At 64.5% G+C, this 12,750-nt stretch carries 12 protein-coding genes; 2 read left to right on the top strand and 10 right to left on the bottom strand.

What is annotated here, in order from left to right; genetic code table 11:
- Positions 1–7: 7 nt before the first annotated feature.
- From trbJ to trbB, 5 genes are read right to left on the bottom strand one after another with little or no spacing between them, the layout of a single operon-like run.
- The gene (trbJ, locus tag EJ076_RS09740; protein WP_109671155.1) at positions 8–766 is read right to left on the bottom strand and encodes a P-type conjugative transfer protein TrbJ; all 759 of its coding nucleotides are present in this window, start codon (positions 764–766) and stop codon (positions 8–10) included.
- Positions 763–3,216: a conjugal transfer protein TrbE gene (gene trbE, locus EJ076_RS09735; RefSeq protein WP_109671158.1), complete on the bottom strand. Its 2,454-nt coding sequence runs from the start codon at positions 3,214–3,216 to the stop codon at positions 763–765. The genes trbJ and trbE overlap by 4 nt, the downstream gene beginning before the upstream one ends.
- A gap of 14 nt (positions 3,217–3,230) precedes the next feature.
- Positions 3,231–3,527 (bottom strand): VirB3 family type IV secretion system protein, encoded by a 297-nt coding sequence (locus EJ076_RS09730; protein WP_109671160.1) that lies wholly within the window; start codon positions 3,525–3,527, stop codon positions 3,231–3,233.
- Entirely contained in the window at positions 3,527–3,847 is a 321-nt protein-coding gene (locus tag EJ076_RS09725) for a TrbC/VirB2 family protein (protein WP_245463074.1), read from the bottom strand. Before EJ076_RS09725 ends, EJ076_RS09730 begins: the two co-directional genes overlap by 1 nt.
- An 8-nt stretch (positions 3,848–3,855) precedes the next feature.
- Positions 3,856–4,872: a P-type conjugative transfer ATPase TrbB gene (trbB, locus tag EJ076_RS09720; protein WP_109671165.1), complete on the bottom strand. Its 1,017-nt coding sequence runs from the start codon at positions 4,870–4,872 to the stop codon at positions 3,856–3,858.
- 388 nt (positions 4,873–5,260) lie between these two features.
- Between trbB and EJ076_RS09715 the strand changes: the two genes are divergently transcribed.
- Both EJ076_RS09715 and EJ076_RS09710 read left to right on the top strand, forming a co-directional pair.
- Positions 5,261–5,845 carry a helix-turn-helix transcriptional regulator gene (locus EJ076_RS09715; protein WP_109671167.1) on the top strand — a complete coding sequence of 195 codons (585 nt, stop codon included), beginning with the start codon at positions 5,261–5,263 and terminating at the stop codon, positions 5,843–5,845.
- Complete coding sequence (locus tag EJ076_RS09710; RefSeq protein ID WP_109671169.1) at positions 5,838–7,070, top strand: HipA domain-containing protein; 1,233 nt, start codon at positions 5,838–5,840, stop codon at positions 7,068–7,070. Before EJ076_RS09715 ends, EJ076_RS09710 begins: the two co-directional genes overlap by 8 nt.
- A 59-nt stretch (positions 7,071–7,129) precedes the next feature.
- Here the strand turns inward: EJ076_RS09710 and EJ076_RS09705 are convergent, their stop codons facing one another.
- The 5 genes from EJ076_RS09705 to EJ076_RS09685 all read right to left on the bottom strand — a co-directional run bounded on the left by EJ076_RS09705 (position 7,130) and on the right by EJ076_RS09685 (position 12,704).
- A complete protein-coding gene (locus tag EJ076_RS09705) occupies positions 7,130–7,585 on the bottom strand; it encodes a ribbon-helix-helix protein, CopG family (RefSeq protein ID WP_109671172.1) in 456 nt (151 codons plus the stop codon).
- Between the two features lie 7 nt (positions 7,586–7,592).
- A complete protein-coding gene (locus tag EJ076_RS09700) occupies positions 7,593–9,581 on the bottom strand; it encodes a conjugal transfer protein TraG (RefSeq protein ID WP_109671173.1) in 1,989 nt (662 codons plus the stop codon).
- A gap of 26 nt (positions 9,582–9,607) precedes the next feature.
- The gene (locus EJ076_RS09695; RefSeq protein WP_126067724.1) at positions 9,608–11,347 is read right to left on the bottom strand and encodes a VirD2 family relaxase/mobilization nuclease; all 1,740 of its coding nucleotides are present in this window, start codon (positions 11,345–11,347) and stop codon (positions 9,608–9,610) included.
- Between the two features lie 244 nt (positions 11,348–11,591).
- Entirely contained in the window at positions 11,592–12,365 is a 774-nt protein-coding gene (locus EJ076_RS09690) for a lytic transglycosylase domain-containing protein (protein WP_126067723.1), read from the bottom strand.
- A 3-nt stretch (positions 12,366–12,368) separates the two neighbouring features.
- A complete protein-coding gene (locus tag EJ076_RS09685; protein WP_126067722.1) occupies positions 12,369–12,704 on the bottom strand; it encodes a DUF736 domain-containing protein in 336 nt (111 codons plus the stop codon).
- Positions 12,705–12,750 lie beyond the last annotated feature (46 nt).

Here is a 12,750-nt window from a genome sequence, read left to right as displayed (position 1 = left end):
GCCGGCCTCAGTTCTTGCCATAGAACATCTGCGCACTGCCGGGCTGGTAGCCCGAGCCCTGCGTCAGGAAGCGGCGGCGCTGCTCCCGGCCCTGGTCGGCGGCGGTGGCCTGCTCGGCCGATTGCAACGCCTGCGCCCGACCGTTCGCGGCAACGACTGCGGTGAGATCGGCGAGTTGCTGCGCCTGAAGCGCGAGGAGCTGGTTGCCGGCCTGTGTTGCCTGAAGCGCGCCGGTCGCACCCTGGCTCTGGCCGACGAGCGCCGACATCTCGTTGCGATTGGTGTCGATGTTGCCGACGACGCCCGCCTGCACACGCATGGCATCCTGAAGGCCACCAACCGTGTTGCCCCAGCGCGAGCGCGCGTCGCCGACGAGTTGCTGATCTGAAGCCGACAGCGAGACGTTGCCGTATTTCTGCTGGAAGGCATGATCGATCTGCTGGACGTCATAGGCAATGTTTTGCGCTTGACCGAGCAATTGCTGGGTGCGCTGCACCGACTGTTGGAGTTGTTGCAGTGAGGAGAACGGCAGGGTCGCGAGATTGCGCGCCTGATTGATCAGCATCTGCGCTTGGTTCTGAAGCGAGGTGATCTGGTTGGTGATCTGCTCGAGCGAGCGCGCTGCCGTCAAGACGTTTTGCGAATAGTTCGAGGGATCGAAAACGATGAGCGCCTGTGCCGGCGTCGCCAGCATGGGCGAGAATGCGGCGGGTACGGCAAGCAGGGCGGCAGCGAGCCGCATGGCAAGTGAACGGCGTATTTTCATGGGGACTTCTCCTTGTTGGTGAGGGCGGGGCTGGTGAGTGCGGCAACGAGTTCAGCGGCCCAGCCCACGTCGCGGTGGCTGAGCCAGGCTGCGAGGAAGCCGTCTCGGCCATGCTCGGCGACGATGCGGGTGATCGCGGCCTGGTCGGTTTTCGCGGATACAGCGCAGAGCGCGAGCGCCACATCGGACATCCCAAGCTCGAACAGCCGGTTGCCGCGACGGGACTGGCAGTAGTAATCGCGCTTCTGCATCGCCCGTGCGATGATCTCAATCTGCCGGTCGTTGAGGCCGAAGCGGCGATAGATCGCCGTGATCTGCGGCTCGATGGCGCGCTCGTTCGGCAGGAGAAGCCGGGTCTGGCAGCTCTCGATGATCGCCGGCGCGATCGCCGAGCCGTCGATGTCGCTGAGCGACTGCGTGGCGAAGATGACGCTGGCGTTCTTCTTGCGCAGCGTCTTCAGCCATTCGCGGAGCTGGCCGGCAAAGCCCTCATCATCCAGCGCAAGCCAGCCTTCGTCGATGATGAGAAGGGTTGGCGAGCCATCGAGCCGGTCCTCGATGCGATGAAAGAGATAGGACAGGACCGCGGGCGCGGCACCCGTTCCGATCAGCCCTTCGGTTTCGAATGCCTGGACCGACGCCGATCCGAGATGCTCGCGCTCGGCATCGAGCAACCGGCCGTAGGGGCCTCCGACGCAATAGGGGCGCAATGCCTGCTTGAGATCATTTGATTGCAGCAGCACGACCAGACCGGTGATGGTGCGCTCCTCGACGGGCGCGGACGCCAGAGAGCTCAACGCCGTCCAGATATGCTCCTTGACCTCAGGCGTGATCGTCACATTCTCGCGCGTCAGGATCGCCACGATCCAGTCGGCGGCCCAGGCGCGCTCGGGGACATCATGAATGCGGGCGAACGGCTGAAGGCTGACGCTGTCGATCGCCCCATCGCTGAGATCGCCGCCGAGATCGTGCCAGTCGCCGCCCATGGCGAGTGCGGCGGCTCGGATCGAGCCGCCGAAATCGAAGGCGAAAACCTTTGACCCCGCATAGCGGCGGAACTGCAGCGCCATCAGTGCCAGAAGCACGGACTTGCCGGCGCCGGTCGGGCCGACGATCAGCGTATGGCCGACGTCGCCGACATGAAGCGAAAGCCGGAACGGGGTCGAGCCTTCGGTCTTGCCGAAGAGCAGAGGGGGCGCTGCAAAATGCTCGTCCCGCACCTCGCCTGCCCACACCGCGGAAAGCGGGATGATGTGGGCGAGATTGAGCGTTGAGATGGGAGGCTGACGGACGTTGGCGTAGACATGACCCGGCAGGCTGCCGAGCCACGCGTCGACGGCGTTGATGGTTTCGATCATTGCCGTGAAATCGCGGCCCTGGATCACCTTTTCGACCCGGCGCAGTTTTTCGTCGGCGGTGCGGGGATCGTCGTCCCAAACCGTCACCGTCGCGGTGACATAGGCCATGCCGGCATAGTCGGCGCCGAGTTCCTGCAGCGCCATGTCGGCATCGGCGGCCTTGTTTGCGGCGTCGGTGTCCACGAGGACGGAAGCCTCGTTGGTCATCACCTCCTTGAGGATCGCGGCGACCGATTTGCGCTTGGCGAACCATTGACGCCGGATCTTTGTCAGCAGCCTGGTCGCATCGTTCTTGTCGAGCAGGATCGCGCGGGTCGACCAGCGATACGGGAAGGCCAGCCGGTTCAGGTCGTCGAGCAGACCCGGCGTGGTCGCGGTCGGGAAACCCGTGACCGTGAGAATGCGCAGATGCGATGCGCCAAGGCGCGGCTCGAGCCCGCCGGTCAGCGGCTGGTCGGCCAGCACGGTATCGAGATACATCGGCGTTTCGGGAACGCGGACACGGTGGCGATTGGTCGAGACGCAGCCATGCAGATAGGTCAGCGTCTCGGCGTCATCGAGCCAGCGGCACTCCGGCATGAAGGCTTCGACAAGGCGCAGGAGGCGGTCGCTGCGGTCAGTGAACCCGGTCAGCACCGCATTGGGGTCCAGGCCCTTCTTCTCGCGCCCTTCGTAAAGCCAGCTTTCCGCGCGCGCCGTGTCTTCGGCGGGCGCAAGATAGGTGAGCGTCAGGAAGTAGCTGGACTCAAAATGGGCACCAGCCTCCTCGAAGCCAGCCTTTCGCTCGGCATCGACCAGCGTGGAGGCCGCATCCGGAAAGTGGCTGTCGGGATAGCCGGTCGAGGCATGGCGTTGCGCCTCCACGAACATCGCCCAGCCGGAGCCGAGACGGCGCAAGGCATTGTTGAGCCGGCCGGCGACGGCGACCAGTTCGGCCGGGACGGCGCTGTCAAGATCGGGGCCGCGAAAGCGCGCGGTCCGCTGGAAGCTGCCGTCCTTGTTGAGGACCACGCCGACGCGGACCAATGCCGCCCAGGGCAGGAAGTCGGCGAGCCGGCTGCTACGGTTGCGATATTCGGCAAGTTTCATCATCGGCGCGACCTCGCTCAGACAGTGAGATGTGCCGGGATGCGCAGATGCCGACGAACGACGTCGACGAAGAGCGGATCACGCTTAGCGGCCCAGACGGCGGCAACATGGCCGATCGCCCAGATTGCGATGCCGACGAGCCACAGGCGCAGCCCCAGTCCCACCGCGCCGGCGAGCGTCCCGTTCATGATGGCAATGGCGCGCGGGGCGCCGCCGAGCAGGATCGGCTCGGTCAGTGCGCGGTGCACGAGGACCGTGTAACCCGGCACTGCGTAGTCGGGCATTGCGCCGCTCTGTTCGACACCACCCACCATCAGACCAGCGCTCCGCCGCCAAACGAGAAGAACGACAGGAAGAAACTCGATGCCGCGAAAGCGATGGACAGGCCGAACACGATCTGGATGAGCCGACGGAAGCCGCCCGACGTGTCGCCGAAGGCGAGCGTCAGACCCGTAACGATGATGATGATGACCGCCATGATCTTGGCGACCGGGCCTTCGATCGACTGGAGGATCTGTTGCAGCGGCTGTTCCCACGGCATCGACGAGCCTGAGGCATGAGCGGGCGCGGCCATCACCAGGATGAGCGTGGGAGCGGAGACAGTGATGGCGAGACGATGGCGCGCGAGGCGCAGGCATTGGATCACGGATTTTCTCCTTCGGGGTTTTGGATGAGCAAGGTCGGGCGGTCGTCCTCCTCGCGGAGGGCGGGCGCAACGCGATAATCGCCGTCCGGGCGAAGGCCCTCGACACGGGCGAGTTCGGACAGCCGTCGGGCGGAGCCACGGCCGGAAAGGACGGCAACCAAATCGATCGTCTCGGCGATCAGCGCTCGCGGCACCGTGACGACAGCTTCCTGGATGAGCTGTTCCATCCGTCGCAGCGCGCCAATGGCGCTGCCGGCGTGAATCGTACCGAGACCGCCAGGGTGGCCGGTGCCCCACGCCTTGAGCAGTTCGAGCGCCTCGGCTCCGCGCACTTCGCCGACCGGAATGCGGTCGGGGCGCAGGCGCAGCGATGAACGAACGAGATCGGAGAGCGACGCGACGCCGTCTTTCGTGCGCATCGCAACGAGATTGCGCGCGGCGCATTGCAGCTCGCGCGTATCCTCTATGATGACGACGCGATCGGCGGTTTTGGCCACTTCGGCCAACAGCGCGTTGATCAGCGTGGTCTTGCCCGTGGATGTGCCGCCAGCGACAAGAATGTTGGCGCGGGTGGCAACGCCCTGGCGCAGCGCGTCGGCCTGGCGCGCCGACATGATCCCGGCCGTGACATAGTCTTCAAGGGTGAAAACAGCGACGGCGGGCTTGCGGATCGCGAAGGCGGGCGCTGCGACGACGGGAGGAAGAAGTCCCTCGAACCGCTCCCCCGTTTCGGGCAGCTCGGCCGAGACGCGTGGCGCGCTGGCATGGACTTCGGCACCGACATGATGGGCGACGAGGCGAACGATACGCTCGCCGTCCGCCGCCGACAGGCGCTCTCCTGTGTCGGACAACCCCTCGGACAACCGGTCGATCCACAAACGCCCATCGGGATTGAGCATCACTTCGACGATGCCCGCGTCGTCGAGATAGCTTGCGATCGCAGGGCCGAGCGCTGTGCGCAACATGCGTGCGCCGCGCTCGAGGCCTTCTGAATTGTGATGCGAAGCTGCCATCCTGTCCCCATTTCGATCCGGGGGAACAAGGAAGGCCCCAGGACGGGGATGATTAAGAGAGCCGCATCTCGAGTGGATTCAACAGCTTTGTCGAGGCGTCGTAGGGTAGCGTGCAAATACAGGCGGTCGGCGGTTCGGACCGGCGGCCCGGATTGCGGATTTCGCGCCAGACTTTGGTCCGGAGGAGCCGCGGCACCGACTCAACGTCGTTGCCGCGCTGGCTATGCCACCCTCCTGCCTGGCTCGACAGGTTGAGGAGGTCTGATCTACGATAACAGATCGCCGCAGGGCCGCGATATGTTTTTACATATCAGTGTTTGCAAAATCTTCCGTTAAATGATATATTTACGCATATCAAATTTGGAAAACGATATGTAGAGGCATATCAATGCTCTATTCTACGGACGAAATTCTCCAGACGCTCCGCAATGCCCGCGAGCAGAGCGGGCTGAGCCAGCGCGACCTCAGCGCTCGCATTGGCGTTCCCCAAAGCCATATTTCGAAGATTGAAAATGGCGGGACCGACCTCAGGCTTTCGAGCCTGGTTGAGCTCGCACGAGCGCTCGACTACGAACTGGTTTTGGTGCCGCGCAAGGCCCTGGCCGCGGTCGAAGCCGTCGTCAGCAACGCTTACGCAACGCTCAGCGGCGAAGACCGCCAGCGCGCCGTGGTGTTCAATCGCGCCCAGGCTGCCCTTGCAAGGCTGCACCGCGACCATCCCGACCCTGGCGAATTCAAGCGTCTCGATCAGACGCTGCGCGAGCTTGCGAACTTTCGGTTGGGCAAAACCGATCTCGACACGCTGCGTGCCATCGCCGAAAAGCTGATGAAGCTGCCGGCCGGCGCTGGCGCGGCTGCGGCCATCGAGCGCGCCTCCAAGCAGCTTGGAGCACTGCGCAACAGGATCGCCCACGCGCTCCCCGAAATGCCCCGCCCCGCATACCAACTCGACGATGAGAACGAGGATGCCTGACGTTTCCGTCCTCGATGTCCGCCTCTATGGCGAGAAGATCGCAACGCTCACGCTCATTCCGGGCGATCGTACTCTGTTTGCCTTCGACAAGGCCTACATCGACAATCCCGAGCGGGCCACGCTCAGCCTGTCGTTCGAGGACCAGTACGGGCAGCTCCTGACCGAATTCCGTCCGTTCAATGTCAGGGTTCCTCCGTTCTTTGCGAACCTCCTGCCGGAAGGGCCGCTGCGGGCCTACCTTGCCGAGCGCGCGGGCGTGAGCGAAAAGCGCGAATTCTTCCTGCTCTGGGTTCTCGGCCGCGACCTTCCCGGTGCGCTCACCATCGTGCCGGCGGACGCAGAAGCCTGGCCAGATCTGAGGGAGGAGGGCGACGCGGGAGCACGCCGCGCGCGCCGGAGCAATGCCCTGCGATTTTCACTCGCGGGCGTGCAGTTGAAGTTCTCGGCGGTGAAGAACACCGGAAAGGGCGGCGGGCTTACGATCCCAGCTGACGGCGTCGGCGGATCGTGGATCGTCAAACTGCCCTCACAGCTCTACGACGGCGTCCCCGAAAACGAATTCTCGATGATGAGTCTTGCGGCCAGGCTCGGCATGGACGTGCCAGAGGTGCAACTCCTCGACGTCGATGCGATCGACGGCCTTCCCGAAGGAATGCGCAGTATGAAGGGCCAGGCACTGGCCATCCGGCGCTTCGACCGCAGCGGCGACGGTCCGGTGCATGTCGAGGATTTCGCCCAGGTGTTCGGCGTGTGGCCGGACGACAAATACAAGCGCGCAAGCGCACGCAACATTGCGACCGTGCTTGGCGTTGAGGCCGGAGACGGTGGTGCCTGCGAGTTCATCCGCCGGCTCGTCTTCAACACGCTGATCGGCAATGCCGACATGCACCTCAAGAACTGGTCGGTGATCTATCCCGATCGGCGCTCAGCGGCGCTCGCTCCAGCCTATGATTTCCTATCGACAATTCCCTACATGCAGGACGAGTTCGCCGCCATCAAATATGCCCGCACCAAGCGCATGCGCGAGCTCTCGTTCGACGAGCTCCGTTACCTCGCGGCGAAGGCGCATCTGCCCGAGAAGCCGGTCGTCGATACGGCGCGCGAAACCGTCACCCGCTTCCGCGACGAATGGCCCGAGGCGAAGAAGACGCTTCCCATCGCGCGCTCCGTCGCCGACACGATAGACGCTCACCTGCAAAACCTTGCCCTGATCGCCGAGGCCTGAGCACTGGCCGTGTCGCCGGCGATCCGCCGATCCGCGCCGCCGGTGATCCGACCGTCCGGCTATCGCCCGGGCTCGCCGGTCTTGAGTGTGTCGAAACCGGCGTCGATGTCCTCACTGATTTCTTGCCGGAGCTTCGGTCCTTTCGCCAGGCGCCGGCCGAGCGCTGTGACGAAGGCATCATAGCGCTCGCCAGCCTTGGCGTGAGCAGCCTGCGCCGCGGACTCGGGCAAAGCCGGGGTTGTCGCCAGCCAGAAGCGGACGAAAACGGCGAGCGTCTCAACGGCAATTGCCAGATCGCGCTCCTGGCGCGTCATACGGCGATCGAGCTGGTCGAGCCGCTTGGTGATCGCTGCCTCCTGTCGCTCGGCGGCATCGGGCGAGAGAAACGATTCGATGGCCGCCTCCGCGACCAGCGAGCGAGAAAAATCACGGCGCGCCGCATATTCGGCCAGTCTGCTCATGACCTTCGGATCGAGATAGACGGACAGGCGCTGCTTGCGGGGTGGCTTAGTCATGGGACCCTCACATATCCACGCCGTCGCCAGGGTCGAGCGACGCCTGCCGTGCAATGCCCTGCATGAGGCGCGTCAGTCCACGGTTGCGGGCAACTTCGTCCTCGATGTCGTCGCGGTGATCGATCTCGAATTCGTTTTCGATCGCAGGCTCCACGACCGGCTCGACCCGACTGAGCTCAGGTTGGTGACGACGCTCGGATTCGGTTGGATCCTCATCGACGGCCGACGGCGCCACCGAACCCTCCGCAATCCGGGCACGGGAAGCCAGAGGCAGTTTTGTCCAGTCATCGGGTCTCCCCTCTACCGCTGACGCCGCCGCAAGCATCGGCGGCGGTAGAATACGCTCCGCGAAACGGGCATCCTCATGATAGCGCGCCTTTTTGGCGCGGATCGGCGGCGCGCCCGAGACCATGACAATCTCGTCGGTGGACGGTAGTTGCATCACTTCGCCAGGCGTGAGCAGCGGGCGAGCCGTCTCCGAACGCGAGACCATGAGATGACCAAGCCAGGGCGAAAGCCGATGGCCGGCATAGTTCCTCATGGCCCGCATCTCCGTTGCTGTTCCGAGCGCATCGGACACCCGCCTGGCGGTGCGCTCGTCGTTGGTGGCAAAGCTTACCCGGACGTGGCAATTGTCGAGGATTGAGTTGTTGGCGCCGTACGCCCTCTCGATCTGATTGAGGGATTGAGCGATCAGGAAGCTTTTCAGCCCGTAGCCGGCCATGAAGGCAAGCGCAGACTCGAAGAAGTCGAGGCGGCCAAGCGCCGGGAACTCGTCGAGCATGAGGAGCAGCCGGTGCCCTTTCGCCCTCACCTGCAGATCCTCAGTCAAGCGGCGACCGATCTGATTGAGGATCAGGCGAATGAGCGGCTTGGTCCGGTTGATGTCGGACGGCGGCACAACGAGGTAGAGCGTCGTCGGGCGCTTGTCGTCGACAAGATCCGTGATGCGCCAGTCGCAGCGGCGCGTGACCTCGGCCACGACAGGATCACGATAGAGGCCGAGGAACGACATGGCGGTGGAGAGGACGCCGGAGCGCTCGTTGTCGGATTTGTTCAACAGCTCCCGCGCTGCACTGGCGATAACCGGGTGCGGACCCGCCTCACCCAGATGCGCCGTCTTCATCATCGCCGACAGCGTCGATTCGATCGGATGCTTTGGATCGGAGAGGAAGCCGGCGACGCCGGCAAGCGTCTTGTCCGGCTCGGCGTAGAGGACATGCAGGATCACTCCGACCAAGAGAGCATGGCTGGTTTTCTCCCAATGGTTTCGCCGCTCGAGCGACCCTTCGGGATCCACGAGGATGTCAGCGATGTTCTGGACGTCGCGGACTTCCCATTCGCCACGGCGCACCTCGAGCAGCGGATTGTAGGAAGAGGATTTCGGATTGGTGGGATCGAACAGCAGGACCCGGCCATGCCTGGCGCGAAAGCCCGCCGTGAGTTGCCAGTTTTCGCCCTTGATGTCGTGGACGACGGCTGAGCTCGGCCAGGTCAGCAGCGACGGGACGACAAGGCCGACGCCCTTGCCCGAACGTGTGGGCGCAAAGCACAGAACGTGCTCCGGTCCGTCGTGGCGCAGATAGGCGCCGTCATATCGCCCAAGCACCACTCCATCGGAGCCGAGAAGGCCGGTTGCCTTGACCTCCTGGTTGTCGGCCCAGCGCGCCGAGCCATAGGTCTCGACCTTCTTGGCCTCGCGAGCCCGCCAGACTGACATGCCGATGGCGACGGCGATGCAGGCGAAACCGCCGGAAGCCGCGATAAAGGCTCCCTCCACGAAGATCGACGGCGCGTAGGCATCGAAGCCATACCACCACCAGAAGAAGGACGGCGGAAGGTAAAACGGGAAGCCGAGGACTCGAAACCACGGCCTGCCGAGCACGGGCTGGAACGCCAGGCGCCAGGCCACCCACTCCGTCGCACCCCAGGTCGTGAAAAGCACAATCGCGAAGACCGCGAGTATCTGGCCCCAGAGAATTTTGGTGGCGGACATAAAGTCGTCCTTTCTTCACAAGGAGGTTAGAGGCCGAGGCCTCGCTTGCGGCCAAAACTCCAGTCGATGCCGTCGTCATTTCGAGCGACGCCAGAGATGTGGCGACCAAGATGTTTTTCCAAGGAGGGCGTCCAAGGTACCAGTTGGAAGCCGAAGCCGTCATCGAGCATGGCGAAGCGGCCGGAGGCGAGCGCGAAGCGTTGCCGGTACGAACCGGCCACAAACTCGCCGCTGCGAACGCGGTTGAATGGCTGGCCGGTTTCGGCCGAGAGCTTTTGGCCGAGCGCCTCCAGTTCGCGGCGACGCAGCGTGTCGAGCAGGTTGCGGGTGAAGCTGATGCGTTGGCCATGCCGCTCCCCAAGGCCCTGTTCGACGAGATGGTGGGCGCGCCGCTGCATCGCCTGCCGTACCTCGGCACCGAAGCCGGCTTCGGACAGCGCAATCGGTTCTCGGGCGATATTCTGGCGGTCAAGCCAGGTTGCGCCGGCGGCGGTTGTTTGCCGCTCAATATCGAGATCGGAACGGACAGCGAGTGCTGCGCGCGGATGCCCCTGCGCGTCATGGAACTTGCGCAGCTCAACGATAGAACCCGGAGCGCTGTCGCCGGCGGCATCGAGGTCGAACAGCTTGATGTGATGCGTACGGCCATCGGTACCATCGACCACGGCGTAGGCGCTCCCCTTCAACTCGTCATCAAGGCCGCGGTCGACCAGTCGACCCACGATCGGCGTGTCGAGACGCTCCGCCGCCAGCACATAGTTCGACGCGCCGCGCTCAATGCCCTGTTCGGTAAGCGCACGGTGCATCCGCTTGATGATGTCGCCGCGCTCGCCAAGCTCGCGCAGCGTCGCCTCGGCCTTGTCGTCGATCGTCCACTGGCCTGGGCCGACCTGTTCGGCAAGCCCAAGGGTCTCGAGCTTGCGCACTCGCCCGACCTTCAACACGTGATACGCGTCGGGCTGGGCGTTCGGGGCGCAGGCAAGGTCGATGACGCCTGTCTCGCGGCTGTCGCGAACAAGCTGCCGGTCAAGCTGGGTCCAACGTTCGACTTCGACCTGGCGCTGTAGATTGCGGCGGATGTCGAGATCGGTGCGCGGGCCGAGCTCCTGGGTGACAAGATCGGCGGCGCGAGCCCGCATCCCCTCCTTGATGTAATCGCGGGAGATCACGAGATCCTGCCCGTCATCCGTACGGCCGCGCAAAATGATGTGAAGGTGCGGGTTGTCGGTGTTCCAGTGATCGACGCCGGCCCAATCGAGCTTCGTGCCGAGATCTTTTTCCATCTGGCCCATCAGATCGCGGGCGAAGGATTTGAGATCCACCATGTCGATGGCATCCTCCGGTGAGACGATGAAGCGGAAGTGGTGCCGGTCATCGCCGCACCGCCCGACAAAAGCACCGCCGTCAACCGCATCGGTCTCCGGCCCGAATAGCCTTGTCTTCCCCCCGTCACGGGTGACGCCCTCGCGGCGCAGATAAGTGAGATGGGCGGCAAGCGGCGCGGCGCGGGCATGGTGGCGCACCAGCCGTGTCTTGATGATCACGGTTCGCGAGCGGCCGCTGAGGAGACGATTGGCGCGGACGCTCGCCGAGCGGCCGCGCCCGAAGGTCGAGCGGTTGCCTGGACTGATGCGGCCGGAGCGAGAGATACGGGCGCCAGCCTTCCGGGCGGCGGCAAGCACCTGTGCGATGAAGGGCCGGGCGCGCTGGGTACCGGACGAGCGGATGCGGCCTGGCCGGATGCGGAAACCATCCTCGGTGGTCATGGCGAAGGCCGCGCACATCGCGCCAAGGCATGGAAATTACAGGGAAAACAGCGGTCCGGTGCGGTGCACCAGATCTTCGCACCTCGCGGAAATGAGGCATAACCCCTTGAAACAACACAACCGATCGACGCCGCACCTCGCGGCCTTTTATCTCGCCATCTTCCGGTTGTTCTGCCCACATTCCGCCTCCATGCACGCCACGGTGCGCTGGAGCTTGCGGTTGCGCGAAAACGCCCATACGCGCTCATGGCTGGATCCCTTCGCCGGCTCGCCTCACGAAGAGGCCTTCGGACAGCGGCACGATGGCGGAGACATCGCGCACGGTGGGTGCAGAGCCCGCGTCATTTGGTGGTCGCTCGGTCGGCACGAGAGCGACAGCTTGTATGCGATCCGGCTGACCTACGAAGAGCGAGCCGTGCTTCCAGGGAACGGCCTCGACAGATGTGACGGCGAAAGGGCGCATACCCTCGCTTTCGCCGATCAGGGGGGCGAGTGCTGCGACATAGGCGCGGGTCTCGGCGGGTAACGAACGCCCGGCGAGGTAGGCTTCGTAGCGTGCGGGTCCCGCGTTATAGGCGGCCAGAAACCCCGGCGAGCCGTAGCGATCGTGCAATTCGCGCAGATACGCCGTTCCTGCCAGGATGTTGTCACGGGGATCGAACGGATCGCGACCAAGCGACCAGCGGGCGCGCAGATCATCCCATGTGCCGGGCATGATCTGCATCAAGCCGCGGGCGCCCGCGCTGGAGACGGCCCGCATGTCGCCCGCGCTCTCCTTGTGCATGACGGCACGTATCAACGCCGTCGGGACGCCAAAGCGCTGCGAGGCTTCTGTGATATGCGCGTCGAATGGATTGCGTTGTGACGACCGCGCGATGGCCAAGTCCTGCGCGACCGTCGCCACCGGCGTGGCGGTCGCTGCGGACAGGCCGCAAAGGAGGAGCAGAGCCATGCGCCGGGCAGCGCGAAGCGGCCCGGGCGCACTGCGAAGGCTCGTCGACGGGGGGCGAGCGCGCATCGTTCACTCCTTCTCGCTGCGCTCGCGCGGCCGCGACCAGTGCAGCGACCAGGACGTCTTGTCGTCACCATTGCGAAAGAGGTTCGCGCGTATCGGCTGCGCGAAGGTCGGATCGTCTAACTGGATCGAGACATAGTCTCCTGCCTTCTCGCTGGAGCGTTTCCAACCGGCGCCAATCTCTGGGCCGTCCTCGTCGCCGGCGTGAACACGGTAGTCAGGCGCATTCTCCGTACCGCTCGCCTCTGCCGTCACAATGGCGATGTCGAGCTTGAGGCTGAGCGTGTGGATGCGCCCGCCATAGCCGTTCTTCTGGCGCGTGAACTCTCCGATCTGTTGCATGTCAGGCTCCTGTTTTCAGCGGTGCGATGGTGGGGCCGGCGCACGA

The organism is Mesorhizobium sp. M7D.F.Ca.US.005.01.1.1 (genome assembly GCF_003952545.1).
Lineage (GTDB): Bacteria > Pseudomonadota > Alphaproteobacteria > Rhizobiales > Rhizobiaceae > Mesorhizobium > Mesorhizobium loti.
This window is presented reverse-complemented; position numbering and strand designations above follow the sequence as displayed.